The sequence below is a fragment of the Halomonas sp. ANAO-440 genome (assembly GCF_019915905.1).
GTDB classification, from domain to species: domain Bacteria; phylum Pseudomonadota; class Gammaproteobacteria; order Pseudomonadales; family Halomonadaceae; genus Halomonas; species Halomonas chromatireducens.
Window position 1 is genome coordinate 75978 of record NZ_JAHXBV010000020.1, and the last position, 24134, is coordinate 100111.

24 protein-coding genes are annotated in these 24134 nt (G+C 61.7%); 21 read left to right on the forward strand and 3 right to left on the reverse strand.

Annotation, left to right across the window (positions count from 1 at the left end):
- Nucleotides 1-17: 17 nt before the first annotated feature.
- Together KZO25_RS14280 and gpmI are read right to left on the reverse strand one after the other, a co-directional pair.
- Nucleotides 18-1184, reverse strand: a complete 1167-nt coding sequence (locus KZO25_RS14280) for a murein hydrolase activator EnvC family protein (protein WP_223137470.1) — start codon at nucleotides 1182-1184, stop codon at nucleotides 18-20.
- Between the two features lie 19 nt (nucleotides 1185-1203).
- A complete protein-coding gene (gpmI, locus tag KZO25_RS14285) occupies nucleotides 1204-2778 on the reverse strand; it encodes a 2,3-bisphosphoglycerate-independent phosphoglycerate mutase (protein ID WP_223137471.1) in 1575 nt (524 codons plus the stop codon).
- A gap of 224 nt (nucleotides 2779-3002) precedes the next feature.
- On the opposite strand from gpmI, the gene KZO25_RS14290 reads away from it, so the two are divergent.
- The 16 genes from KZO25_RS14290 (at nucleotide 3003) to KZO25_RS14365 (ending at nucleotide 18425) form a co-directional block, all read left to right on the forward strand.
- Nucleotides 3003-3425: a rhodanese-like domain-containing protein gene (locus KZO25_RS14290; protein ID WP_043511766.1), complete on the forward strand. Its 423-nt coding sequence runs from the start codon at nucleotides 3003-3005 to the stop codon at nucleotides 3423-3425.
- A 30-nt stretch (nucleotides 3426-3455) separates the two neighbouring features.
- Nucleotides 3456-3983, forward strand: coding sequence for a protein-export chaperone SecB (gene secB, locus KZO25_RS14295; RefSeq protein ID WP_043516760.1), 528 nt, complete (start codon nucleotides 3456-3458; stop codon nucleotides 3981-3983).
- A gap of 20 nt (nucleotides 3984-4003) precedes the next feature.
- Entirely contained in the window at nucleotides 4004-4756 is a 753-nt protein-coding gene (locus tag KZO25_RS14300; protein WP_223137472.1) for a 16S rRNA (uracil(1498)-N(3))-methyltransferase, read from the forward strand.
- A gap of 403 nt (nucleotides 4757-5159) precedes the next feature.
- Nucleotides 5160-6137, forward strand: a complete 978-nt coding sequence (locus KZO25_RS14305; protein WP_223137473.1) for a Bug family tripartite tricarboxylate transporter substrate binding protein — start codon at nucleotides 5160-5162, stop codon at nucleotides 6135-6137.
- An 86-nt stretch (nucleotides 6138-6223) separates the two neighbouring features.
- Nucleotides 6224-6670, forward strand: coding sequence for a tripartite tricarboxylate transporter TctB family protein (locus KZO25_RS14310; RefSeq protein ID WP_223137474.1), 447 nt, complete (start codon nucleotides 6224-6226; stop codon nucleotides 6668-6670).
- Entirely contained in the window at nucleotides 6670-8163 is a 1494-nt protein-coding gene (locus tag KZO25_RS14315; protein WP_223137475.1) for a tripartite tricarboxylate transporter permease, read from the forward strand. The genes KZO25_RS14310 and KZO25_RS14315 overlap by 1 nt, the downstream gene beginning before the upstream one ends.
- Before the next feature lie 236 nt (nucleotides 8164-8399).
- Nucleotides 8400-9293, forward strand: coding sequence for a 5-dehydro-4-deoxyglucarate dehydratase (kdgD, locus tag KZO25_RS14320; protein ID WP_262489032.1), 894 nt, complete (start codon nucleotides 8400-8402; stop codon nucleotides 9291-9293).
- Nucleotides 9294-9318: 25 nt separating this feature from the next.
- On the forward strand, nucleotides 9319-10305 hold the full coding sequence (locus tag KZO25_RS14325) for a TRAP transporter substrate-binding protein (RefSeq protein ID WP_223137476.1): 987 nt from the start codon (nucleotides 9319-9321) through the stop codon (nucleotides 10303-10305).
- A 60-nt stretch (nucleotides 10306-10365) separates the two neighbouring features.
- Entirely contained in the window at nucleotides 10366-10905 is a 540-nt protein-coding gene (locus KZO25_RS14330) for a TRAP transporter small permease (RefSeq protein ID WP_223137477.1), read from the forward strand.
- 1 nt (nucleotide 10906) lies between these two features.
- A complete protein-coding gene (locus tag KZO25_RS14335; RefSeq protein WP_223137478.1) occupies nucleotides 10907-12187 on the forward strand; it encodes a TRAP transporter large permease in 1281 nt (426 codons plus the stop codon).
- 52 nt (nucleotides 12188-12239) lie between these two features.
- Nucleotides 12240-13376 carry a mandelate racemase/muconate lactonizing enzyme family protein gene (locus KZO25_RS14340; RefSeq protein ID WP_223137479.1) on the forward strand — a complete coding sequence of 379 codons (1137 nt, stop codon included), beginning with the start codon at nucleotides 12240-12242 and terminating at the stop codon, nucleotides 13374-13376.
- 4 nt (nucleotides 13377-13380) lie between these two features.
- A complete protein-coding gene (locus KZO25_RS14345) occupies nucleotides 13381-14244 on the forward strand; it encodes an amidohydrolase family protein (protein ID WP_223137480.1) in 864 nt (287 codons plus the stop codon).
- Nucleotides 14245-14274: 30 nt separating this feature from the next.
- Nucleotides 14275-15075: an NAD-dependent epimerase/dehydratase family protein gene (locus KZO25_RS14350; RefSeq protein WP_223137481.1), complete on the forward strand. Its 801-nt coding sequence runs from the start codon at nucleotides 14275-14277 to the stop codon at nucleotides 15073-15075.
- Nucleotides 15076-15200: 125 nt separating this feature from the next.
- Nucleotides 15201-15956 carry a FadR/GntR family transcriptional regulator gene (locus KZO25_RS14355; RefSeq protein ID WP_223137482.1) on the forward strand — a complete coding sequence of 252 codons (756 nt, stop codon included), beginning with the start codon at nucleotides 15201-15203 and terminating at the stop codon, nucleotides 15954-15956.
- Between the two features lie 56 nt (nucleotides 15957-16012).
- Complete coding sequence (locus KZO25_RS14360; RefSeq protein WP_223137483.1) at nucleotides 16013-17590, forward strand: aldehyde dehydrogenase (NADP(+)); 1578 nt, start codon at nucleotides 16013-16015, stop codon at nucleotides 17588-17590.
- A gap of 88 nt (nucleotides 17591-17678) precedes the next feature.
- Complete coding sequence (locus KZO25_RS14365; RefSeq protein WP_223137484.1) at nucleotides 17679-18425, forward strand: S1 RNA-binding domain-containing protein; 747 nt, start codon at nucleotides 17679-17681, stop codon at nucleotides 18423-18425.
- Nucleotides 18426-18465: 40 nt separating this feature from the next.
- Here KZO25_RS14365 and KZO25_RS14370 read toward each other — a convergent pair whose 3' ends face one another.
- Entirely contained in the window at nucleotides 18466-19011 is a 546-nt protein-coding gene (locus tag KZO25_RS14370) for a VOC family protein (RefSeq protein ID WP_223137485.1), read from the reverse strand.
- Nucleotides 19012-19175: 164 nt separating this feature from the next.
- On the opposite strand from KZO25_RS14370, the gene gshB reads away from it, so the two are divergent.
- Genes gshB through KZO25_RS14395 form a run of 5 tightly spaced genes read left to right on the forward strand, consistent with a single transcriptional unit; the run spans nucleotide 19176 to nucleotide 24034 of the window.
- Entirely contained in the window at nucleotides 19176-20159 is a 984-nt protein-coding gene (gene gshB, locus KZO25_RS14375) for a glutathione synthase (RefSeq protein ID WP_223137486.1), read from the forward strand.
- Between the two features lie 45 nt (nucleotides 20160-20204).
- The gene (locus KZO25_RS14380) at nucleotides 20205-21128 is read left to right on the forward strand and encodes an energy transducer TonB (RefSeq protein ID WP_223137487.1); all 924 of its coding nucleotides are present in this window, start codon (nucleotides 20205-20207) and stop codon (nucleotides 21126-21128) included.
- Nucleotides 21129-21166: 38 nt separating this feature from the next.
- A complete protein-coding gene (locus tag KZO25_RS14385; RefSeq protein WP_066445876.1) occupies nucleotides 21167-21739 on the forward strand; it encodes a YqgE/AlgH family protein in 573 nt (190 codons plus the stop codon).
- Nucleotides 21739-22182, forward strand: a complete 444-nt coding sequence (ruvX, locus tag KZO25_RS14390) for a Holliday junction resolvase RuvX (protein ID WP_223137488.1) — start codon at nucleotides 21739-21741, stop codon at nucleotides 22180-22182. Before KZO25_RS14385 ends, ruvX begins: the two co-directional genes overlap by 1 nt.
- Nucleotides 22183-22216: 34 nt before the next feature.
- Entirely contained in the window at nucleotides 22217-24034 is a 1818-nt protein-coding gene (locus KZO25_RS14395) for a sigma-54-dependent transcriptional regulator (RefSeq protein ID WP_223137489.1), read from the forward strand.
- Nucleotides 24035-24134 lie beyond the last annotated feature (100 nt).

Consider the following 24134-nt stretch of genomic DNA (forward strand, 5'->3'; position numbering starts at 1 on the left):
TTGTGAAATAGCGTATCTCATCGTCTGGCAATCCAGGCCTGGGGATCAATGGGGTCGCCGTTACGACGGACCTCGAAGTACAGCGCCGAAGACTCGTGCCCACCGCTTGTGCCCACCGTGCCGATCGTATCGCCCTTGGAGACGGCCTGGCCTACCTCGGCATTGAATTGTTGAAGGTGTGCGTGCAGCGTCATGACCTGATCGCCGTGGTCGAGTATCAACAGGTTACCGAAACCACGCATCCAGTCGGCGAAGACGACCCGGCCGGCATGGACGGCCTTGACCGGCGTGCCTTCGCGAGCCTGGATCAGCATGCCGTTGTGGTGTACCCCGTCGCCACGGCGGAAGCTCGAGGTGACGCTGCCCTGGACCGGCCAGGGCAGTTCGCCCTGGGTCTGCTCGATGGCGGTGGAGGGAGGAGGGCGCTGCAGCCGGGCCATCTCCTGGCGCACCTGCTCCAGCACTCGCTCGGCTTCGGTCCGGTCCCGGTCGAGGGCCGACAGACGTGTCTGCTCATCGCTGTAACGATCCTGCAGGTCCGACACCAGCCGCTCCCGCTCTCCCATGCGGCGCGAAAGCTCCGCGCTACGCGAGGCCAGCTCGTCCGCCAGGGCGTCGAGCCGTTGACCGCGTTCGTGCTGCTCGCGGCGGTTCTCGGCCAGCTGGGCGTCGAGGCTGGCGATCTCGTCGAGGCGGGCATTGCGGGCGCGTGCCAGGTGGTTGAGGTAGGTCTGCAAGCGATCGAGCCGTGCCGGATCATCCTGATTGAGCAGCAGCTTCAACTGGGGGGTTAGGCCCAGCCGATACAGCGCATCGAGCTGGACCTGCAGGGCCTCGCTCTGCTCGGCGCGCTCCTCCTCGAGCGTTTCGCGGGCCGCCTCCAGCGCGGCGATCTCCCGGCTCAGGCCCTGGCGGTCGGCCTGGATCGCGTCCAGGCGGCCGTGGGTTTCGGCCAGCGCCGTCTCCACCTGGCGCAGCTCCTGGGTTGCCTCGTCCTGTGCCTCCCGGGTCGCGCCGAGCCGCCGGCTGACCGCCTGGATCTCGCTGCCGATGGCATCCAGGCGCTCACGGGCTTCACGCTCGCTCGGCTGGGCGGCCTGTGTCGCAGCCGGGCCCATCGCCAGCGCGACGGCAAGGCTCAGCAGCAGGAGCCGCCGGGTCGGGCGGAGGCGTTTTCGGCTCATGGTTTCCAGGCCTGACTCATCATGCCGGCTCGATCAATACCCGGCCGGTCATCTCCTCGGGGATGGACTGGTTCATCAGCGTGAGCAGGGTCGGGGCGATGTCGCAGAGACAGCCATCATCGAGCAGGCGTAACGGCTGGGTGCCGACATAGATCATGGGCACGTCGAAGGTGGTGTGGGCGGTCTGCGCCACGCCGGTTTCCGGATTCACCATCTGCTCCGCGTTGCCGTGGTCGGCGGTGACCAGGCAGGCGCCGCCTACGCGTTCGATGGCTTCCACCACGCGACCGACACAGGCGTCCACCGCTTCGATGGCCTTGACCGCGGCATCGAACTTGCCGGTGTGGCCGACCATGTCGCCGTTGGCGTAGTTGCAGACGATCAGGTCGTAGTCGCCGGAGTCGATGGCCTCCACCAAACGGTCGGTGACCTCTTCGGCGCTCATCTCGGGCTTCTCGTCGTAGGTTTTCACCTCCTGCGGGGAGGGCACCAGCACCCGGGTCTCGCCGCGATACGCCTCCTCGCGACCACCGGAAAAGAAGAAGGTGACGTGGGCGTATTTCTCGGTCTCGGCAATGCGCAGCTGGGTCAGGCCGCGCTGCTCCATGACTTCACCAAGGGTGTTGTGCAGTGTCGCCGGAGGAAAGGCGGCCGGAGCGGGAATGTCGGCAGCATACTGGGTCAGGGTAACCAGGCTGCCGCCTGCCAGGGTAGGGCGAGCCCGGCGCTCGAAGCCGCTGAAGTCATCCTCGACGAAGGCCCGGGTCAGCTCCCGGGCGCGGTCGGCGCGGAAGTTCATGAAGATGGCGGCATCGCCGTCGACGATGCTGGCGGGCTCGCCGTTGGTGCGGATAACGGTGGCGCTGACGAATTCGTCGTTCTCGCCACGCTCATAGGCGGCGCGCAGCCCTTCTTCGGCACTGGCCGCCTCGTACTCGCCGCGGCCTTCGGTGAGCAGGCGGTAAGCCTTCTCGACACGATCCCAGCGGTTGTCGCGGTCCATGGCGAAGTAACGGCCGATGAGCGAGGCGACGCCGCCATTGTCGGCGCCGACCAGTTCGGCCAGCTTCGCATTGGTGCGTTCGATCGAGGCCTGTGCGCTCCTGGGCGGCGTATCCCGGCCGTCGAGAAAACCGTGCACGTAGATACGCCTGGCCCCGCGTCGAGCGGCCAGCTCGGCCATGGCGAGAATATGATCCTCATGGCTATGCACCCCACCCGGAGAGAGCAGGCCCAGCAGATGCACGGCCCTGCCCTGTGCCACTGCGGCATCGATGGCATCGGTGAGGGAGGCGTTGCCGTCCAGGTCGCCGTCCTCCACCGCCTTGGTGATGCGGGTGAGTTCCTGGTAGACGACGCGCCCTGCACCCAGGTTCATGTGGCCGACCTCGGAGTTGCCCATCTGGCCCTCGGGTAGCCCCACATGGCGACCATCGGTGTGGATCAGGGTATGGGGCCGTTCCCGCCACAGCCGATCCATGACCGGCTTGTTAGCGGCGGCCACGGCATTATCGGCAGTGTCCGGGTTATGGCCATAGCCATCGAGAATGATCAGGGCGACAGGACGAGGGGTGGCATGGTTCGGAGTCGTCATCGGGGTATATGGCCTCGTTTGGTATTGGCGCGACCCACGGCCTCCTCGACCGTCGGGAACGACGGGGGTCGCGACTTGATTCGGCTTGCGGCATCATAACGCACGGCATGGTCGAGCGTCATATCAGGTAAAGCGCTGGGCATGCCGCCAGGGGCCATGGCTTGGTGTATACTGTCCGCCTCCAGATTGCCCTAAACGTGTATCGAGAAGAGTGTTCCGGACCCATGATCGATCAGCTGTTCGAATTCGTGCAGAATCACCCGCTCCTGGTGGGTGCCTTCCTGTTGGTGCTGACTGCCTGGATCGCCTACGAGGTCCGCAACAGTGCCGCCAGTGGTGTAACTTCCGGTCAGGCAACTCAGCTGATCAACCGCGAGGATGCCGTGGTCGTTGATACCCGCGAAGCCGGGGATTTCAAGGCCGGGCACATTGCCGGTGCGCGCAACATCCCCCAGAGTCGTATCGACGACAACATGCGGGAGCTGGAAAAAGCCAAGGACAAGCCGATCATCGTCGTCTGCAAGAACGGCCAGTCAGCGGGCATCACGGTTGCCAAGCTGACCAAGGCAGGCCTCCCCCGGGTACTCAAGCTCAAGGGTGGCATGATGCAGTGGCAGGCCGACGGTTTGCCGGTGGTCAAAAAATAGTCAAACACAAGACGCAAAGGATATTTTTACATGGCCGAAGAGAATAGCCAGAACGCCAACGCCGCCGGTGGCAGCCAGGCCGCCGACCAGAACAAGCAGCAGCTGCAGTTCGCCGTCCAGCGCATCTACGTCAAGGATATCTCCTTCGAGGCGCCGAACTCACCGGCCGTTTTTCAGCAGCCGTTCAAGCCCAAGGTCAGCCTGGATCTCAACACCTCCAGCCGCAAGGTGGGTGATGACCTGTTCGAGGTGGTGATCAAGGTCACGGCCCAGGTCAAGCACAGCGAGGAGGGCACTACCTCCTTCCTGGCCGAGATCGAACAGGCCGGCCTGTTCCGTATCAGCGGCATCGAGGGCGCGCAGCTCGAACACACGCTGGGTGCCTTCTGCCCCAACGTGCTGTTCCCCTACGCCCGCGAATGCGTCGACAACCTGGTCAACCGCGGCGGTTTCCCACCCCTGATGCTGGCGCCGGTCAACTTCGAGGCGATTTACGCCCAGAAGAAGAAGCGCGAGGCCGAACAGGCCCAGCAGCAGGGCGAGCAGACCACCCAGTAAGATTGGGGGAAGCACTGCCAATGAAGACCGAGGCCAAGCCCTTGGCTCGCGCCCCGCGTATCCACGTCGCCGCCGACTTCACCGTCGGCGGCGACGTCGTTCTTCCCGAAGGGCCGGCACGGCACGTGGCGCGGGTACTGCGCATGGGCGAAGGCGCCCCTGTGCGGCTCTTCGACGGCCACGGCCGGGAAGCCAGCGCCGTGCTCATCGAGTCGGGCCGCAAGCGGGTAGTAGCGCGTATCGATGCCGTCGAGGCGGGCACCGGCGAGTCGCCGCTCGGTGTTCACCTGGGCCAGGCGATATCCAAGGGCGACCGCATGGACTACGCGATCCAGAAGGCCGTCGAGCTGGGTGTGGCGGCGATCACGCCGCTGTATACGGAGCATGGCGACGTGCGCCTCAAGGAGGAGCGCGAAGCGAAAAAGCTCGCCCATTGGCAGGCGGTGGCCGTCAGCGCCTGCGAGCAGTGCGGCCGCGCCACCGTACCGCCAGTTCACTCCCCCATGCCGCTGGCCGACTGGCTCGACGAGCGCGACGAAGCCCTGCGTCTGGTGCTTCATCCCGCCACCGACCGTGCCCTGGCACGGGAAACCACTCCGGCCAGCGTGGCGCTGCTGATTGGCCCGGAAGGCGGCCTCTCCAGTATTGAAGTCGACGCCGCCCAGGCTGCCGACTTTTCACTCCTCTCCCTCGGCCCGCGTATCCTGCGTACCGAAACCGCCCCGGTGGTGGCACTCTCCCTGCTGCAGTATCGCTTCGGGGACCTGGGCTAATTCGCCTCCACTTTCCAATCGTGTCTCTCATCGCGATGAGTATTCACTACGGTGAGATGGGCCTAGCGCTTCTCGATTAAACTTTGGTCTATAGCGCGCTTTCAGGCCTTGCATGGGGAATGATCGGTCGCTAAGTTGTCACTTGTATGATGTATGACATTAAGCGAAGCCGACAGCCCTTCCTCTCAAGCCAGGCTGTTCAACTTGGCTATGACGACTTGGAAATAACCATGAGGAAAAATCCGTGAATTTCTCCTGAGCCGTGGTAGAAGCCAAAGGCGATGGTCTGTTGTCTTTCCCTATTATGTAAGAGTGGTAAGTTAATAAAAAACCGTGAAAGGGTTATTTGTTAATGAAAAACTATAAATCTGCCTGCTAACCATTTACTATCAGGAGAAATACAATGATAAACTCTTCAAGCACGCTCACCGGTATTGCCATCGCCATCATCGCGTTAACGGCGCCGATTACTGGCATGGCTCAAGAATTTCAGGGGCCCGTCAGGCTGGTCGTTCCATTCGCACCAGGTGGTACCTCAGACATTTTAGCACGACACATAGCCCCAGAGCTTTCGGATGCCATTGGACAGCCGGTTATCGTCGAAAATAAGGCAGGAGCCGGGGGAAATATCGGTGCCGATTTCGTCGCCAAGGCGCAACCGAATGGTCACACTTTGTTGTTGTCGGATCTTACCTCGTTGCTTACTGCGCCCAGCATCATGGAGAATGTATCATATGATATTGAGAGTGATCTTTCTCCAGTAACTATGGTTTCATATTCGCCCTATGTGCTTGCAACTGCGAAAGGGCTTCCCTATGAAAGTTTTGATGCACTCGTGGAATACTCCCTGGATAATCCAGGGTCTATTTCAGTAGCAACTTCTGGTATCGGTTCTAACAATCACATTACGACCGAGCGTCTGGCAAACCACTTTGATATCGATTGGAATATTATTGCCTATAGGGGTGGTTCGGATGCGACACGCGCGGTGGTGTCGGAGGAGAGTGACATGCTCCTTAACGGCACTACAGCCACGTTGCCTTTCGCATTGAATGATCAAATAACTCCACTTGCGGTGACTGGCGAATCGCGTTTAGAAGAGTTGCCCGAAATTCCTACTTTTCGTGAAATGAATTTGCCCGGGGAGTTGGACGGCACTTATCAAGGCATTCTGGTCACCACGGGAAGCCCTGATGCCATCGTGGAGCGCCTGCATCGTGAACTAGTTGCAATTCTCAGCACCCCTGACATGCAAGAAAAAATTGCTCAGCAGGGGGGGCAGGCAAGACCCTCAGATTCCCCAGAAGATTTGAGGGTTTGGCTGGCAGAGCAAAAAGAGGAGCTTTCTAGCTTTATACAAGAAGCAGGAATCGGCCAATAGATAAGTATATAGTTATACAATACGATGCAGTCTCCTGCCCGATGTGGGCAGGAGCTCGAAGCAGACGTTACGAAGGGCGAGCCACAATGAGACTACAAGCTAACAGAGATTTTCTTGCCGGCTTTGCCTGCCTTGTCATGTCAGTCTTAGTGTTATGGAAAAGCCAAGAGTATGCTTTGGGCAGCTTGCAAAGGATGGGTCCAGGTTTCATGCCGACAGTGCTGGGCCTTATGCTGGCTGCCTGCGGTGTGATCATCATGGTTTTCTCCAGAAAAACTACGGGAAATTTTCCACGTATCAATGTCCGCGCTTTATTCTTTATTATCCTGGGTATTCTGGTGTTCTCGTTACTCATGGACAGGCTTGGTGTGTTTGTCGCCACTATATTTCTGGTAGTTATAAGCCGTCTCAGTGAAGCAAGGAGTCGCCTATTATCTACGCTGGCGTTGTCACTGGCGCTATGTGTCTTGGTTTATCTTATCTTTAGCTTGGGCTTGGGTATGCCTTTGCGCTTATTTCCATGGAGTTTTTGATGGAGCTCCTTGATAATCTCGCCCTGGGTATTTCAGTCGCATTTACATTGGAAAACCTCATTTACTGTGCCGTCGGTGTTACCATCGGCATGTTTATTGGTGTAATTCCCGGCGTAGGCCACCTCGCCGCAATTTCCATGCTATTGCCATTGACTTTTTATGTGCCAGCGACTACCGCATTGGTAATGCTCGCCGGGATATATTATGGCGCTCAGTATGGAGGCTCGACGGCTGCAATCTTGCTTAATTTGCCCGGAACGCCTTCGTCTGCAGTTGTGTGCCTGGATGGCTACCCCATGGCAAAGGAAGGTCGGGCAGGCGTAGCGCTGCTAATGACCACAGTAGCTTCATTCGTCGGCAGCTTCATCACTGTCATCGTACTTGCCGCCTTTGCACCCCCCCTAGCAAATTTTGCCGTAGCCTTCAATTCAGCTGATTATTTTTCAATGATGCTCCTCGGTTTAGTGGCTGCCGCTATTCTCGTTCAGGGGTCGCCGGTCAAAGGTATCGCTGCGGTCCTTTTTGGTCTTATATTCGGTATGGTGGGTACCGATGTCAGTACGGGTATTCAGCGTTATACTTTCGGGATGACCTTTCTTTATGATGGTATCAATATTGTTGCTATTGCAATGGGGATTTTTGGCGTTACTGAGGTGATTGCCAATGTTGGCAAGGTCAATAATGCTGTGTCATCAAAGAAAATAACTTTTCGATCATTACTGCCTACTCGAAGGGATGTAAAAGAGAGTTTGTTTCCTATGCTGAGGGGAACGAGCATTGGCACCGGAGTGGGGATTTTACCTGGTACTGGCACATCAATAGCCTCTTTTCTCGCCTATGCAGTAGAGAAAAAAATCTCGAGGACACCATCAAAATTTGGCAAGGGTGCAATTGAGGGAATTACAGCACCGGAAAGCGCTAATAATGCTTCGGCGCAGTCAGCTTTTATACCTACGCTGACACTAGGTATACCGGGGGATGCTGTCATGGCGCTCATGCTAGGAGCATTGCTGATCCATGGTATTACCCCAGGGCCCAATGTTATTTCCGATAACCCTGATCTCTTCTGGGGGCTGGTGGTAAGCTTTCTGATCGGTAATGTGTTGCTTCTCGTTTTGAATATTCCCTTGATAGGTCTTTGGGTTAGGATCTTGAAAGTGCCTTATCCTGTTCTTTATCCATCAATTATTCTTTTTATCGCCATCGGTGTTTATAGTATCAACTATTCTTCTATGGATATAATGATGGTCGCTTTTTTTGGCATAGCCGGCGTTATACTGCTTCTTTTGGGGTTCGAGCCGGCACCACTCTTGTTGGGCTATATTTTAGGTCCGATGATTGAGGAAAATTTTCGAAGAACAATGCTGCTTAACCGTGGCGATATGATGGTGTTCCTGGAGCGTCCGGTGAGTGCAGCATTTATTGCCATGACTGTGCTGCTTTTACTATGGACTGCTTACTCGATGTACAAGGTAGCGAAAAACAGGTCATGAGGGTCGTGCCGCTCTTCCTTGCCCGGCCATCACCTCTACATCTTTAGTCTATATGCAGATATTGGTGCTTGCGTGAGTGTTCCGGCCTTATTAACTTGTACGTTGTATGATGTATGACATTAGTGTGGTCAGCCGCTCCTTGCCCGATGTCGCAGGGCTCGTTATGGCTGAGCGCGGGACCAGCGATGGGCTGTAACCAAGAGGATGTATCCGTGAAGTTTTCTAGAGCAGCCGTAATGGAAGCCGTAGGCGATGGGTTGCTGTCCTTCCCCATTACCGATTTCGACAGCGAGGGCGAATTCGATGCGGCTAGCTATCGTCGACGCCTTGAGTGGTTTGTGAGCCATGAAATTTCGGCCATTTTCGTGGCAGGAGGTACCGGCGAGTTCTTCAACCTCTCACTGGAAGAGTACCGCGAGGTGGTTCGGGTAGCGGTGGAGACGGTCGATGGCAAGCTGCCAGTAATCGCCAGCGCAGGCCTTAGCGTGGAGAGCGGCAAGGCCTACGCCAAGGCCGCCGAGGAGGCGGGTGCAGATGGTATCCTGCTGATGCCGCCATACCTGACCGAATGCCCCCAGGACGGGCTTGTTGAGTATGCTCGACGAATCTGTGATTCGACCTCGCTCAGTGTCATCTATTACAACCGTGCCAACGGTATTCTCGATGTTGCTTCGGTAAGCCAGCTTGCCGAAAGTTGCCCAAACCTGGTCGGCCTGAAAGATGGCAAGGGGGATATCCAGGCGCTCAACAAGATCGTCAAGACCGTGGGTGACCGGCTTGTCTATGTCGGCGGCGTACCGACGGCGGAAATCTTTGCCGAGGCTTATCTCTCTATTGGCGTCAACACCTACTCCTCGGCTGTCTTCAACTTCGTGCCGGACATGGCCGTCACGTTTTACAAGGAGCTGCGCAAGGGAAACCGCGAGGTCGTAAAACAGATTACCAACGATTTCTTCATCCCCTTCGTCGATCTGCGAGATCGAAAGGCGGGATATGCCGTCAGCCTGATCAAGGCCGGCGCAGACATTATCGGCCGACCGGCCGGGAGTGTCAGGGCACCGCTGGTGATGCCCACGATGGAAGAGCGAAACCAGCTGGAGGCCCTGGTGGGAATCGCTCAAAAACTATAACGTCAATAAATGAAGGAAGTGCGTCATGAAAACAACAAGCAAGACGTGGAGTGCTGTTGCCGTATCCGTTGCCATGGTAGCCATGGCGCTTCCGGCACAGGCAAACAATTGGCGTGGATGGAACATCCACCCGCCGGGCTATCCGAATACCGTTGCTCTGGAAGCCTTCGCCGAGGGCGTGACCGAAAGAACAGAAGAGCGCCTCAAGGTTCAGGTTTACAACAATGGCGTGCTTGGCGACCAACCCGATGCCATCGAACAGACGCGCAGCGGCGCGCTGGATTTTGCCAATTTCAACATGGGGCCCATGGGACCCATCGTCAAGGAAACCAATGTTCTCTCCCTGCCATTCATTTTCAGCAGCATCGAACATATGCATGAGATCATGGATGGCGAGATCGGCCAGCAGTTCGCCGATGCCCTGGCGGAAAGGAACCTGATCGCGCTGTCCTGGTTCGATTCCGGTGCTCGCAGTCTTTATAACACCGAACGTCCAATCAATACGCCTGATGATGTTCGCGGCCTGAAGATTCGTGTCATGAACAACGATATTTACGTTGATATGATCGAAGCGCTGGGTGGCAATGCAACCCCAATGGCCTATGGCGAAGTGTATCAATCATTGGCAACTGGGGTGCTGGATGGTGCGGAAAACAACTATCCCTCGTTCGAGTCCAGCAACCACTATGAGGTCGCTGAGTACTACTCGTTGACTGAACATCTGATCATCCCTGAATGCCTCTGCATCGCCAAGTCCAGCTGGGAGGCGCTCTCGCCAGAAGATCAGGAAATCGTACGCGAAGAGGCCATCAAGGCATCTGCAATGCAGCGCGAGCTCTGGGTCGAAGGGTCGCGGGAGAGCCATCAGAAGGTCGTGGACGCTGGTGTCCAGATCAATGAAGTGGAAGACAAGTCGGCCTTCCAGGAAAAGATGGACCCTGTTTATGCGGGCTTCATCCAGTCCAATCCTGAGCTCGAAAGTCTCGTCGAAGCCATTCGGTCCTCGAACTGATCTCCAACGTCAGAACTCCCCCCGGTGACCGGCGTCACCGGGAGGTAGGAGATGTACGCTATGAGTATCTACGCTGATCCAGGGGCCGCCGTGTATTTTCCACGATTTCACAAGCTGGTTAGCCGAGTGCTCGATGGCATCGCCAACCTGTGTCTGGCGACAGCTGGCGTGCTGCTTGTCTTTCTGATCGCCATCTTCGGCTGGTTGGTATTCGGGCGTTATGTACTCAACAACACGCCAACCTGGGTGGAACAGGCATCCCTGCTTCTCGTGGTCTACATCACGTGCCTGGGTGCGGCGGCAGGCGTCAGGGGCAATACGCACCTGAGTATCGACTTCGTTCGTGAAAGCATGCCCGAGCCTTTCAGAACGATCTGTCGCTATGTCTCGGATCTCTTCATCGTGCTCTTTGGTGGCTTCATGGCGTACCAGGGCTGGGGCCTGGTCATGAGCAATCTCGAGCGCGCAATACCGCTGATCAGGCTTTCCGAAAGCTGGCGTGCGGCGCCGCTGGTGATCTGTGGCGGCCTGCTGGTGCTGTTCGCCACCGCCAATATCGTATCGCGTCTCTTTCATCGCGACCGTGCCGAGGATAGCTGACATGGGCCTTGCCATTCTTTTTGGTGTTTTCTTCCTGGGCCTGCTGGTAGGTGCGCCTGTCGCGTTTGCTGTAGGGCTGGCCGCGGTCGTTACCTTTATCTACGAAGGCCTGCCGCTATTCGTCGCCTTCCAACGGATCCTGTCGGGCATTTCCGTCTTCTCTCTGCTGGCCATACCGTTCTTCATCTTTGCCGGGGAGCTGATGCTGCACGGCGGAATCTCCACGCGACTGGTGAGACTGGCGTCGGCTGCGGTGGGAAGGATGCGCGGCGGTCTGGGGATCGTCAACGTCAGCTCGTCCATGCTGTTCGGCGGCATTTCCGGTTCCGCCGTTGCCGATACCTCGGCGCTGGGCTCGCTGTTGATTCCCGTTATGAAGGAGAAGGGCTACGACGCCGACTACGCCGTCAATGTCACGGTGACGTCGTCGGTAGCCGGGGTGGTGATACCGCCGAGCCATAACATGATCCTCTACGCCGTGGCAGCCGGGGGCGGTATCTCGGTCACCCAGCTGTTCATCGCCGGCATCGTGCCGGGCATCCTGATGTGCCTCACGCTCGCGGTGGCGGCCTATGTGGTCGCGGTGCGACGCGGCTACCGTGGCGAGACCTTCCCGGGGTGGGACGTGCTGGTCATTAGCCTGGCCGCAGCCCTGCCGGGGCTAATGACGGCGGTGATCATCGTCGGGGGCGTGCTGTCGGGCATTCTCACCGTGACCGAATCCGGCGCCTTCGGGGCCATCTATGCCATCGTCGTCACCTCGCTGGTCTATCGCGAGCTGAGCTGGGCGTCGTTCCAGGCCGCGGTGGTGCAATCGGTAAAGACGACGGCGCTGGTCATGATCCTGGTTGGCTGCGCCGCGGCCTTTTCCTACCTGCTGGCCCTGTACAACGTGCCGCTGTTGCTGACCGAGGTGCTGATGGGGATCTCGGACAAGCCCATCGTCATCTTCCTCATGCTGAACCTGCTGTTGCTGGGGCTTGGCATGCTGATGGACATGGCCGCTCTGATCCTGATCTGCACGCCGATCTTCCTGCCGGTGGCCATGCAGTTCGGCATGGACCCGATCCAGTTCGGCATCATCATGATGATGAACCTGGGGCTGGGCCTGTGCACGCCGCCGGTGGGAGCCTGCCTGTTCGTCGGCTGCGTGATCGGCAAGATCAAGATCGAACAGGCCGTGCGCACCATCTGGCCTTTCTATCTGGCGCTGTTCGTCGCCCTGATGCTGGTGACTTACGTGCCGGCGGTGTCGCTGACGCTGCCCCACTTCTTCCGCTAGATAACAGAACAGTGCCTCACTCGATCACTACGTACCGACAGGACCCGACCTGATGAAGGTAGCAGCCGTATATACCCATATTCTCGACCATGTACTCGATGCCACCTTCGAGAGCGCATCCATGCACTTCTCGCGGCGTCAGCACTGTCTGGTCGAGGTCGTATGCGACGACGGCACCACCGGCTGGGGCGAGTGCCTGGGGCCGGCCCAGCCCAACGCTGCCGTGGTGAAGGCCTATGCCGCCGCCCTGGTCGGTCAGGACCCGCTGCAGACGGAGAAGATCTGGCTGGATCTCTACAACCGGCTGCGTGACCAGGGCCAGCGGGGCCTGACCGTCACCGCCCTGAGCGGCATCGATATTGCCCTGTGGGACATCAAGGGCAAGCGCTTCGGCGTGCCGGTTTCGACCCTGCTGGGGGGGCGCTTTCGCGACAGCGTGCGTGCCTATGCCACCGGCTCTTTCCGGCGCGAGGGGGTCGACCGGGTAGAGGACATCGCCCGTGAGGTGGCGGGCTATCGCCGGGAAGGCTTCCATGCCGTGAAGATCAAGATCGGCTTCGATGTGGAGGAGGACCTGCGTGTGATCGAGGCGGTGCGGGAGGCGATCGGCCCCGACCTGCGCCTGATGATCGACGCCAACCACGGCTACGACTACCTGGAAGCGGTCGAAGTGGGCCGGCGCGCGGCGAAGTTCGGCATCGACTGGTTCGAGGAGCCGGTGCTGCCCGAGCACGTCTCGGCCTACCGCGCCGTGCGTGCCGATCAGCCGATCCCAGTGGCTGGCGGCGAGACCTGGCACGGCCGCTACGCCATGCACGAACCGCTCGCGACCCGGGCCGTGGATATCCTCCAGCCCGATATCTGCGGCGTTGGCGGCTTCACCGAGATCCGCCGGGTGGCCGACATGGCGGCGCTGCATGGCGTGCGCCTGGTGCCGCACGTCTGGGGCACGGCGGTGTGTCTCGCGGCCAGCCTGCAGTTCATGGCCGCGCTACTCCCTAATCCACCACGACGTGACCCGATCGAGCCGATTCTCGAGTTCGACCGCACCGAGAATCCGTTTCGGCAGGCGGTGGTGCAGTCACCCATCGAACATGTCGCTGGCGTTGTGACCATTCCCGACGGCCCTGGCCTTGGCATCGACATCAATCGCGAGGCACTCAAGCGCTTTGCGCTCAAGGAGGCATGACGACGTGACCGCGATACCTGCCAATACCCGGCCGCTGAGCGGGCCGCCGCCACGGCTAGAGACACCGCCGGGGGCTACCGATTGCCATATGCACCTCTATCTTCCCGGCTACGCGGCGCAGCCTGGCGGGCCGGCTATTGCCGAGCTGGCGACGATAGCGGATTACCGCCAGGTGCAGCAGCGCCTGGGGTTGGAGCGGGTGGTGGTCACCCAGTCGAACGCCTATCAGCGCGACAATGGCGCACTCATCGAGGCGTTGACCCAGTTGGGCACGGCATCCGCCCGCGGCGTAGCGGCCGTGGCGCCGGGGACGCCTGGCAAGCGCCTGCGCGAGTGGCATGAAAAAGGGGTGCGAGGGGCGAGGATAATGAATCTGCCCTGCGGTGCCGTGACCCATGCGGAAATGCCCGAGGTGGAACGTCTCATTCGGCCGCTTGGTTGGCACCTGATGGTCCAGTTCAACGGTCGTCACCTGGACGACTATGTTGAGGGCCTGCAGCGCCTCGAGGTCGATTACATCATCGATCATATTGGCAAGTTCATGCCCCCGGTACCGGCTGATGATCGCCGTGTCGACGAGATCCTGAGGCTGCTCGATCGCGGCAATGCCTGGTTCAAGATCTGTGGCGGCTACGAGACGAGCGTGACCGGCGGGCCATGCTACGAGGACGTGGAAGCGATCGCCCGCCGGGTCATCGCCCATGCCCCGGAGCGGGTGATCTGGGGCAGCAACTGGCCTCACGTCGGTGTGCCAAGGGAAGGGTATCCGGATGACGCCGAACAGCTCGACGTGCTGCTCGAATGGACCAGCGCGGATGACCGGCAGCGGATTCTGGTCGACAACCCCGCCGTGCTCTACGGCTTCTGATCTCTTTATCTGCCTGGAAGGAGGAAACGTATGATCGACCGTCTATTGGTAACGGGTGCCGGCGGTGGCATGGGGCGAATCATTCGACCGCACTTGTCGAAGCTGGCCCACAAGGTAAGGCTTTCCGATATCGCCGATCTGGGCGAAGCGGCCAGCCACGAAGAGCTCGTACAGTGCGATCTCTCCGATGCCGGTGCCGTCAGCGGCCTGGTCGATGGCTGCGATGCCATCGTGCACCTGGGGGGCGTCTCCTTGGAGAAGCCGTGGGACAGCCTGCTCCAGGCCAATATCATCGGCACCTATAACCTGTACGAAGCGGCTCGCCAGACGGGTAAGCCGCGCATCGTTTTCGCCAGCTCGAACCATGTGACCGGCTACTACGAGCGTACGCGCCGGATCGATGCCGATGTGCCGCATCGTCCCGATTCACTGTACGGTGTGACCAAGTGCTTCGGTGAAAATTTGGCCAGCCTGTATCATGACAAGTTTGGCATCGAGACCCTGAGTGTTCGCATTGGTTGGTGCCACCCCAAGCCGACCGATACGCGCAAGATGGCCATCTGGCTCAGCGCCGAGGATTTCGTCAGCCTGGTTCAACGCGCCATCGTCACGCCGCGTTTGGCCCACACCGTGGTCTACGGTTTTTCGAACAATGCCGAGCGATGGTGGGACAACAGCAAGGCCGCTTTTCTGGGCTGGGTGCCCAAGGACAGCTCGGAGCCATGGCGCGCCGAGATGGAGGAACTCGATGCGGGGCTCGACCCCGAGGATCCGGCGGTCATCTTTCAGGGCGGCCCGTTCGCCACATCCGGCCATCCCGATGATGCCTAGGCATTGCCGGAAAAGGCAGCGAGCGCAGCCAGTTTTCGGACAGAGCCTCGCGATGTCGGATGGATATGCATGAGCACGAATCCACTGACCCGATAGAACCAGTTTCCCGATGGATGGAAGGCGATATGACAGGTAAACCCGCTGTTGCAGCTGGCATAAAACAGCTGAATATTCAGAAGCTTTCACGCGAAGGCAGCCTGTCCCTGCATGTTGCCGACCAGTTGGAAGCGCTGATCGTCAACGGTGGCATCCCCGTAGGGGAGAAGCTGCCGACCGAGAACGGTCTCTGTGAGGCGTTCGGCGTCAGCCGCACGGTGATTCGTGAAGCCATCACCCACCTCAAGTCGCTCGGTCTGGTCGAGACACGCCGTGGCGTCGGCACCACGGTACTGCGCTCCACGACCATCGAAGCCAGGCCGGCCAAGCAAATCAATCCCACCACCGTGGAAGATATTCTCCATGTACTCGAGCTGCGCCTGACCCTGGAGCCCTCTGCGGCTGAACTGGCGGCACTGCGCCACAGCGAGGCGGATCGCCGGATCCTGAAGGCACGGCATGATGCCTTCATCAAGGCTCAAGAAGAAAAGTCACAGGCACGCGTGGAGGACTTCGATTTTCACTTGGCAATTGCCAAGGCTACACAGAATCCGTTCTTCGCGCAGTTCTACGAGCAACTGAGCCAGAGCGTGATTCCCCGTGCCAAGCTACTCAGCATCGAGATCAATCCTGTGACATCGGAGCGCTATCTCGAGCGGGTGCGGCAGGAACACACCTATATTCTCGAAGCCATCCTGATGCGGGATGCCGAGGCGGCCCGGGAAACCATGTTTCAGCACCTTAACCGCGCCAGAAACATGTATGCCAAATATCGCACCCAGTGACCGCTAGCCGCGTCATGCCTGGACAGGTCCCTGAGAGCAGCACAAGGAGTTCGTTTATGACCCTGCAAGGCAAGATGCTGATCGGCCAGGAAGCCGTCAGCGGCAGTTCCACGACCATCCATGCCGTCAATCCCGCCACCGGCGAGACGCTTGAACCCACCTTCGGTGGCGGCAGCAAGGCCGAGGTCGAGCGCGCCTGCGAACTGGCCGAGGCGGCCTTCGGCGCCTATCGTGAGACCACCCTCGAGCAGCGCGGCACGTTCCTGGAAACCATCGCCGCCGAGATCGAGGCCATCGGCGACGAGCTGATCGAGCGCGCCATGGCCGAGTCCGGCCTGCCCCGGGCGCGCCTGGAAGGCGAGCGTGGACGCACCTGCGGCCAGCTGCGCCTGTTCGCCAGCGTGGTGCGCGCCGGCGAGTGGCTCGACGTGCGCCTCGACCCGGCCCTGCCGGATCGTGAGCCGATGCCTCGCGCCGACCTGCGCCAGCGCCACATTCCGCTGGGCCCCGTTGCCGTGTTCGGCGCCAGCAACTTCCCGCTGGCTTTCAGCGTAGCCGGTGGCGATACCGCCTCGGCGCTGGCCGCCGGCTGCCCGGTGATCGTCAAGGGCCACTCCGCCCACCCCGGCACCTCGGAGCTGGTGGGTCGTGCGGTGCAGAACGCTGTCAAAAAGAGTGGCCTGCCCGAGGGCGTCTTCTCGCTGCTGTTCGGCTCAGGCCGGGAGATCGGCCAGGCGCTGGTCAGCGATCCGCGCATCCAGGCGGTGGGCTTCACCGGCTCCCGTAGCGGTGGCACCGCGCTGATGAAGACGGCACAAAGTCGCCCGCAGCCGATCCCGGTCTACGCCGAGATGAGCTCGATCAACCCGGTGTTCCTGCTGCCCGAGGCCTTGAAGGCGCGCGGCGACAAGATCGCCGAAGGCTTCGTCGCCTCGATGAACATGGGCGCCGGGCAGTTCTGCACCAACCCCGGCCTGGTGATCGCGGAGAAGGGGGCCGAGCTCGATGCCTTCGTCGAAGCCGCCGGCGATGCCGTGAAGGCAAGCGCCGCCCAGACCATGCTCACCCCGGGCATCCACGATGCCTATCAGCAGGGCGTGGGCCGGCTTTCCGGCAACAGCAAGGTCAGGGAAGTGGCCCGCGGGCAGGCCGGCGAGTCGGCCCACCCCTGCCAGGCGGGGCTGTTCGTCACTTCGGCGGCCGACTTCCTCGTTGATCCCGAGCTGCAGGAGGAGGTGTTTGGCGCCACTTCGCTGGTGATCGAGTGCCAGGACGCGCAGGAAATGCAGCGCGTGGCCGGCGAGCTCGAAGGCCAGCTCACCGCCACCCTGCAGATGGGCGACGGCGATCTCGCCGTGGCCAGGGGGCTGCTGCCCATTCTCGAGCGCAAGGCGGGGCGGATCCTGGCCAACGGCTGGCCCACTGGCGTGGAGGTGTGCCATGCCATGGTCCACGGCGGCCCCTACCCGGCGACCTCGGACTCCCGCACCACCTCGGTGGGCAGCGCGGCGATCTTCCGCTTCCTGCGCCCGGTGTGCTACCAGGCGCTGCCGGAGGGCCTGCTGCCGGAGCCGCTCAAGAACGGCAACCCCTGGGGCGTATCGCGGCTGGTTGATGGCAAGCGCGAGGCCTGAAGCAGGAGAGTTCTCTATTGGCGGCCCGGGCAACCCGGCGCCGCCTTTTTTTGCCATAATGCCCGCACACTCCTGCGGAACCCTCGCCATGTCCTCCTCCTTTCACGATCGTCGTAACGGTCGGCCCACAGCGTCCCGCCCGCCTCAACCCTCCGGCCGTGAGAGTCGGCCTCGTGCCCCGAAGGCAGCGGTGGGGGAGGTGGCCTACCTCGAGGTGGTGACGGTCAACGAGACCGGTGCCTTCCTCGACTGGGGGCATCCGAGGGACCTGCTGCTGCCCTACGGTGAGCAGCGCTTCCGGCCCACGCCCGGCAAGCGGGTACTGGTGATTATCTATGAGGATCAGCAGGGCCGGCCGGTGGCCTCCCAGAAGCTTGACCGCTTCGTTCAGGACGAGGCCACTGGCTACGCCGCGGGTGATGAGGTCGTGCTGGTCATCGCCGACCGCACCGACCTTGGTTACAAGACGGTGGTCGACCATCGCTTCTGGGGCCTGCTCTACCAGGATGACGTGACCCGGCCGCTGCGCCGGGGCCAGCGGGTGCCCGGCTTCGTCAAGCGGCTGCGCGAGGATGGTCGCCTCGACCTTTCGCTGTTGCCGCCGGGGCCGGCCCGGCTCGATGTGGTGGGGGAGCAGGTACTCAAGGCGCTGCGGGAAAGCGGCGGCTACCTGCCGCTCTCCGATGCCAGCCCGGCCCACGTGATCAAGGCCCGGCTGGGGGTGAGTAAGAATGCCTTCAAGCAGGCCATCGGGCGGCTTTACAAGCGCCGACTGATCGTCATCGAGGCGAGCGGTATTCGCCTGGTGCCCGGGGCAACGAGCGACCCAGCCTGACCCCACGGATCGCCAGAGCCGGTCTGCCTCGAAGGGGCGCTCAGTCGAGCGCCTTGAACTCCTCCTCATGCAGCCAGGCGGCGTGCTTCGGCGCACGCTTGGTCCTGGACCACTCCTCGACCATGGCCGGGGCCACTTCCCGAAGCTGCTTCATCTGTGCCGGGGTGCCCTTCTCATAGGTCAGCTCCAGGCGATGCCCGTTGGGATCGAAGAAGTAGATCGAGCGGATGATGCCGTGCTCGGTGGGGCCCAGCACCTTCACGCCCTTGCTCTCCAGCTCCTCCTTGGCCGCCAGCAGGGCGGCCTCATCGGCCACGCGGAAGGCGATGTGCTGGACCCACTCCGGGGTATTGGGGTCGCGGCCCATGGGCGGTGAATTGGGGATCTCGAAGAAGGCCAGGATATTGCCGTTGCCCGCATCGAGGAACAGGTGCATGTAGGGGTCGGGCTCCTTGGTGGAGGGCACCCGGTCCTCGGCGATGGCGACCAGGAAGTCCATGTTGAGCTTGTCCTGGTACCACTCGACGGTCTCCTTGGCATCGCGGCAACGATAGGCGACGTGATGAATCTGCTGGATATCGATCATGGCGTGGGTCTCTTGGCGGCGCGCTATAATAGTTTCAACTGAAACTAAATCTAGTGACAGTGATTGATGAAGTCAAGCGCAACGCATCGGGTCCACCTTGGTGTTGCCCTCGAGCCTGCGGCATACTTCGCCCACACCAATCCATTCGTGGAAGCCCGGAGCCGATGAGCAAGCCGAGTAGCAAGCCGACAAGCGAACGTGCCCTCAGGGTAGGGGTGGTGATGGATGCCATCGCCGACCTCACCTACAAGAAGGACACGACACTGGCCATGCTGTGGGCCGCCCAGGAGCGCGGCTGGTCGCTGTACTACATGGAGCAGGAGGATCTATTCCTGAAGGATGGCCGCGCCCATGCGCGGATGCGCGACCTGACCGCCTTTCGCGACCCCGAGCGGTGGTATGCCCTGGGCGCACCGGAACCCACCCCGCTCGCCGAGCTCGACGTGATCCTGATGCGCAAGGATCCGCCGGTGGACAGCCACTTTCTCAATGCGGTGCACCTGCTGGGCTTCGCAGAACGCGAGGGCGTCTTGGTGGTCAACCCTACGGTGGCGCTGCTCGCCTGCAACGAGAAGCTCTTCGCCCAGGAGTTTCCGCAGTGCTGTACGCCGACCCTGGTCTCCTGCAGCGAGCCGGTGCTGCGTGACTTCCATGCCGAGCACGGCGACGTGATCTTCAAGCCGCTGGACGGCATGGGCGGCAGCGGCATCTTCCACGTGCAGCCGGAAGGGCGAAACCTGGGGGCGATCATCGAGACGCTCACCGAGAGAGGCCAGCGACAGATCATGGCCCAGCGCTACATTCCCGAGATCAGGGATGGCGATACCCGCATCCTGTTGATCGACGGTGAGCCGGTGCCCTATGGCCTGGCCCGGGTGCCCATGGCCGGCGAGACCCGCGGCAACCTGGCCGCCGGGGGCACCGGCGTCACCCGTGAGCTGACCGCGCGCGACTATTGGTTGATCGAGCAGGTGCAGCCGATGATTCGCGAGCGGGGGCTGATGTTCGTTGGCCTCGACGTGATCGGCGACTACATCACCGAGATCAACGTGACGAGCCCCACCTGCGTGCGCGAGATCGATGACCAGCGCGGTACCGATATCGCCGGGCTGTTGATGGATGCCATCGAGCGACGCCTGGAGCGGTAACCCAATATAGCCACACATCCAGTACGAGGAGAGCCTGCGAATACCATGGCGGTCACCATCAGCGATCCCATCCGCTATGCTCCGGTCACGCGCTCCTATCGCCGCTGGCTGGCGCTCTCGGTTGCGCTGCTGCTGCATCTGGCCCTGATCGGTGTGGTGGCCAGCTTCCGGTTTGCGCCGGCCCCGGCGGAGCGCTCGAGCCTGGATGTGGTGCTGGTGACACAGCCCGCCGAGATACCGGTGGAGGCGGACGCCATGGCCGAGGCCGATCAGCAGGCTGCCGGGGAGCCTTCCGAAGAGGCTCCCGCCGAGTCGCGGGCGGCGGCCATGGAGGAGATGCCCGTGCTGGAGGCGCCGGAGAGCGCGGTTGACCCGGCCACCACGGCGGAGCCGGAGCGTGCAGCGCAAAGCGAGACGGAGCCGGCCCCCGCTGAGGAGGCGCCGCCATCGGCAGAAGTGGCCCGTGATGAGAGCGCCGTTCCCGAACCCCGCGAAAGCGCGCCCCAGGCGAGTGAATCGCCATCCGCCCCGGCCGCGGCGGCCCCATCGGCATCGGGGCGAGACCTGCTGGCCCAGGCCACCAGCAGCATTCGCGAGCAGGGGCTGGCGCCCAGCGTGGAGGGTCCCGCCGCCGATTCGCAGCGGCCGGCGGCCCAGCAGGCCGCCGAGGCCCGCTATATCGACGACTGGACGCGGCGGGTCGAGGACTACGGCAACCGGGTCCACCCGGCCCCTCGCCATCTGGACGGACAGCTGCGCATCCGCGTGGTGATTGGACGAGATGGTCAGCTCCGTCAGGCGGAGGTGGTACAATCGTCAGGACATACCGAACTCGACCAGGCGGCACTGGATACCGTCCATGGCGCGGGCCCCTACCGGCCCTTCGACAGCGGCATGGGAGAGCTCGACAGCCTCTCCATTACCCGGGTCTGGCGGTTCGGACAAGGCAATCATTTCGGCGTGCGGTAGGGTCCTGTCACGAGCTGGGCCTGCCGTCCGGGAGTCACATGCAATCTGCGCAAAGCTTAGGCTTGAAACACCATTTTCTGATGGCGATGCCACATCTGGAAGATCCGAATTTTGCCGGCTCTCTCAGTTACCTGTGCGATCACGACGAGAACGGCACCATGGGTGTTATCGTCAATCGGCCGCTGGATATCAGCCTGGATGCCCTGTTCGAGCAGCTGGAGCTGGAGGCGGAAGAGAGCCCACACCGCAATGCACCGGTCTACTATGGCGGACCGACGCACAAGGATCGCGGCTTCATCCTGCATCGCGGCTCGAGCGAAGGCTGGGACTCCAGTATTCAGGTGGACAGCGATATCGCCCTGACCACCTCCATGGATATCCTGCTGGCGCTGGCGGCCGGTCGCGGGCCGAAGGAGTTCCTGGTCTGCCTGGGCTGTGCCGGCTGGGAGGCGGGGCAGCTCGAGGCCGAGCTGCTCGACAACGCCTGGCTGACCGTGGAAGGGCGCGCCGACATCCTCTTCGAGGTGCCGCCGGAGCAGCGCCTGACGGCCGCCGCCGGTATCCTCGGCGTGGACCTCAATCTGATGACGCGGGAAGCCGGGCATTCATAATGTCCGGCAAGCGCCTGATCCTGGCCTTCGACTTCGGTACCCGGCGCATCGGCGTGGCGGTGGGCAACGAGATGATCGCCAGTGCCCGCCCCCTCGACCCGCTGTCGGCACGGGATGGCATTCCCGACTGGAACCGGGTCACGCGCCTGGTGGAGGAGTGGCGGCCGGACCTGTTCGTGGTGGGGTTGCCGCTCAACATGGACGGCACCGAGTCGGCGATGAGCTTGCGTGCGCGCAAGTTCGGCAAGCGGCTCTACGGCCGCTACGGCAAGCCCTGCGAGATGGTCGACGAGCGTGGCTCCACCCGGGAAGCCAAGGCCATCGCCCGCGAGGCGGGACACCTGCGCGATCGTGACAAGAGCTATCGCGACGACGGTGTCGACGGCATCGCGGCGGTGTTGATACTCGAAAGCTGGTTCGCCCACCAGGAGGGGCTGCCCTGAAACGGTAACATTGCCGCCCGGAGAGACAAGGCACATGGCCAAGGTGGAGACTCTCGACAATCGCCGCTTCCTGGTGGGAGCCGCCATCGGCACCGGCATGACCGCCAAGGCGGCGGCCCAGGGAGGCGCGGATTTTCTGCTCGCGCTCAACGCCGGGCGCCTGCGGGTGCTGGGCGGGCCCTCGATCTCCTGCATGCTGCCGCTGGCCGACAACAACCGTGCGGTAATGAACTTCTCCCGCGCCGAGATACTGACGCGTGTCACGCTGCCCGTCTATTTCGGCGCCTGCGTCTTCGATCCGGCCTGTGACCTGGAGGCGCTGGTGCGACAGGTGCGCGATGCGGGCTTTCAGGGTATCTGCAATTTTCCCACGGCGGTGCACTTCGACGGCCCGATGCGGGCCTGCCTGGAGCGGGCCGGCGTGGGGTTGGAGCGTGAAGTCGCGCTGATGCGCCTGGCCCGGGAGGCTGGCCTGCAGACCTGCGCCTATGTGCGCCAGCTCGACGAGGCCCTTGCCATGGCCGACACGGGGGTCGACCTGCTGTGTATCAACTATGGCTGGAATGCCGGCGGAGCGGATGGTGTCCCCAGTCGATACAGCCTGGACGAGGCTGCGGAACACGCCAGGGCGGTGTTTGAAGCTGTGCGCAGCCGTCATCCCGGCCTGCTGTGCACCGTCGAAGGCGGCCCCATCACAACCCCCGATGAGGCGCAGAAGGTGGCGGAGATATCCGGCGCCAACGGCTATATCGGGGGCTCGACCATCGACCGTATCCCGCTCGAAGCCGCGGTGGCGGAAACCACCTCGGCCTACAAGGCCGTTGCCCAGCTGCAGAGCCACATCCACAGCCTGAAGAGCGAATGGCTGGGCGATGGCCACGAGTTCGGCCTGATCGGTCGCTCGGCTGCCATCACCGAGGTCGTGCAGATGATCCGCAAGGTGGCGGAGAGAGATATCACGGTGCTGGTAACGGGCGAGAACGGCACCGGCAAGGAGCTCGTGGCCCGTGCCATCCACCTGGTCAGCCGGCGTCGACACCAGCGGATGGTGGCGGTCAACTGCGCGGCGATACCCCGCGATTTGCTGGAAAGCGAACTGTTCGGCCACGAGGCCGGGGCCTTCACCGGCGCCCTCAAGGCCCGGCTCGGGCGTTTCGAGCAGGCACACGGCACCACCCTGATGCTGGACGAGATCGGTGATCTGGAGCTGGCGCTGCAGGCCAAGCTATTACGGGTGCTGGAGGACGGTAGCTTCGAACGGCTGGGCAGCAATGAGCCACGCTTCACCGATGCGCGACTGATCTGCGCCAGCAATCGTGCCCTGCGCCGCATGGTTGCCGAGGGCCAGTTCCGCGAAGACCTCTTCTATCGCCTGAATGCGGTGGAGATCCCCCTGCCACCCTTGCGCGAGCGCATCGAGGACATCCCGCTGCTGGTGCGTCATTTGCTGCCGCGTATCGCCGGAGAAATGAATCCACGGGTACGCGAGATGGACGCCTCGGCCTACCGGGCCCTGATGCAGCACCATTGGCCGGGCAACGTGCGCGAGCTGCGCAACGTGCTGGAGCGTGCCGTGGTGATGTGCGAGCGGGAGGTTGTCTCGGTCCGAGACTTGCCCGTTCTGCACGCTAAACCACCGGGTGAAAGGGAGGGCCTACCTCGGCTATCGGCGCGTTCGGACGAGGTGTCCTGGCAGGCAGCTTCCAGCAACGGGGCGCTGCCGGAGACCGAGCGGGAATGGATACTCGATGCCCTGCGTCGCAACCGCTTTCGACGCCAGGAAACCGCGGCGGAGCTTGGCTTGGCGCGCAAGACCCTCTACAACAAGATGCGCCATTACGGCTTGCTCTAGGTGCCTGTCGGACTCAACGCTGATCTACTGCGAGATCCGGTCTTTCGGCCAATTTCATTCGATCTGATTCGTTAAATAGCGGGCTATTCGCCTCATCAGA

Excerpts from the sequence above, each read along its gene's own strand:
- KZO25_RS14335 (WP_223137478.1), top strand. The coding sequence starts at position 10,907 with ATGGGCCTTGCCATTCTTTTTGGTGTTTTCTTCCTGGGCCTGCTGGTA.
- KZO25_RS14380 (WP_223137487.1), top strand. The coding sequence starts at position 20,205 with ATGGCGGTCACCATCAGCGATCCCATCCGCTATGCTCCGGTCACGCGC.
- KZO25_RS14365 (WP_223137484.1), top strand. The coding sequence starts at position 17,679 with ATGTCCTCCTCCTTTCACGATCGTCGTAACGGTCGGCCCACAGCGTCC.
- KZO25_RS14330 (WP_223137477.1), top strand. The coding sequence starts at position 10,366 with ATGAGTATCTACGCTGATCCAGGGGCCGCCGTGTATTTTCCACGATTT.
- KZO25_RS14350 (WP_223137481.1), top strand. The coding sequence starts at position 14,275 with ATGATCGACCGTCTATTGGTAACGGGTGCCGGCGGTGGCATGGGGCGA.
- KZO25_RS14360 (WP_223137483.1), top strand. The coding sequence starts at position 16,013 with ATGACCCTGCAAGGCAAGATGCTGATCGGCCAGGAAGCCGTCAGCGGC.
- KZO25_RS14305 (WP_223137473.1), top strand. The coding sequence starts at position 5,160 with ATGATAAACTCTTCAAGCACGCTCACCGGTATTGCCATCGCCATCATC.
- KZO25_RS14310 (WP_223137474.1), top strand. The coding sequence starts at position 6,224 with ATGAGACTACAAGCTAACAGAGATTTTCTTGCCGGCTTTGCCTGCCTT.
- KZO25_RS14325 (WP_223137476.1), top strand. The coding sequence starts at position 9,319 with ATGAAAACAACAAGCAAGACGTGGAGTGCTGTTGCCGTATCCGTTGCC.
- KZO25_RS14370 (WP_223137485.1), bottom strand. The coding sequence starts at position 19,011 with ATGATCGATATCCAGCAGATTCATCACGTCGCCTATCGTTGCCGCGAT.
- secB (WP_043516760.1), top strand. The coding sequence starts at position 3,456 with ATGGCCGAAGAGAATAGCCAGAACGCCAACGCCGCCGGTGGCAGCCAG.
- KZO25_RS14290 (WP_043511766.1), top strand. The coding sequence starts at position 3,003 with ATGATCGATCAGCTGTTCGAATTCGTGCAGAATCACCCGCTCCTGGTG.
- KZO25_RS14385 (WP_066445876.1), top strand. The coding sequence starts at position 21,167 with ATGCAATCTGCGCAAAGCTTAGGCTTGAAACACCATTTTCTGATGGCG.
- KZO25_RS14355 (WP_223137482.1), top strand. The coding sequence starts at position 15,201 with ATGACAGGTAAACCCGCTGTTGCAGCTGGCATAAAACAGCTGAATATT.
- kdgD (WP_262489032.1), top strand. The coding sequence starts at position 8,400 with ATGGAAGCCGTAGGCGATGGGTTGCTGTCCTTCCCCATTACCGATTTC.
- KZO25_RS14340 (WP_223137479.1), top strand. The coding sequence starts at position 12,240 with ATGAAGGTAGCAGCCGTATATACCCATATTCTCGACCATGTACTCGAT.
- KZO25_RS14315 (WP_223137475.1), top strand. The coding sequence starts at position 6,670 with ATGGAGCTCCTTGATAATCTCGCCCTGGGTATTTCAGTCGCATTTACA.
- KZO25_RS14300 (WP_223137472.1), top strand. The coding sequence starts at position 4,004 with ATGAAGACCGAGGCCAAGCCCTTGGCTCGCGCCCCGCGTATCCACGTC.
- KZO25_RS14395 (WP_223137489.1), top strand. The coding sequence starts at position 22,217 with ATGGCCAAGGTGGAGACTCTCGACAATCGCCGCTTCCTGGTGGGAGCC.
- gpmI (WP_223137471.1), bottom strand. The coding sequence starts at position 2,778 with ATGACGACTCCGAACCATGCCACCCCTCGTCCTGTCGCCCTGATCATT.
- gshB (WP_223137486.1), top strand. The coding sequence starts at position 19,176 with ATGAGCAAGCCGAGTAGCAAGCCGACAAGCGAACGTGCCCTCAGGGTA.
- ruvX (WP_223137488.1), top strand. The coding sequence starts at position 21,739 with ATGTCCGGCAAGCGCCTGATCCTGGCCTTCGACTTCGGTACCCGGCGC.
- KZO25_RS14280 (WP_223137470.1), bottom strand. The coding sequence starts at position 1,184 with ATGAGCCGAAAACGCCTCCGCCCGACCCGGCGGCTCCTGCTGCTGAGC.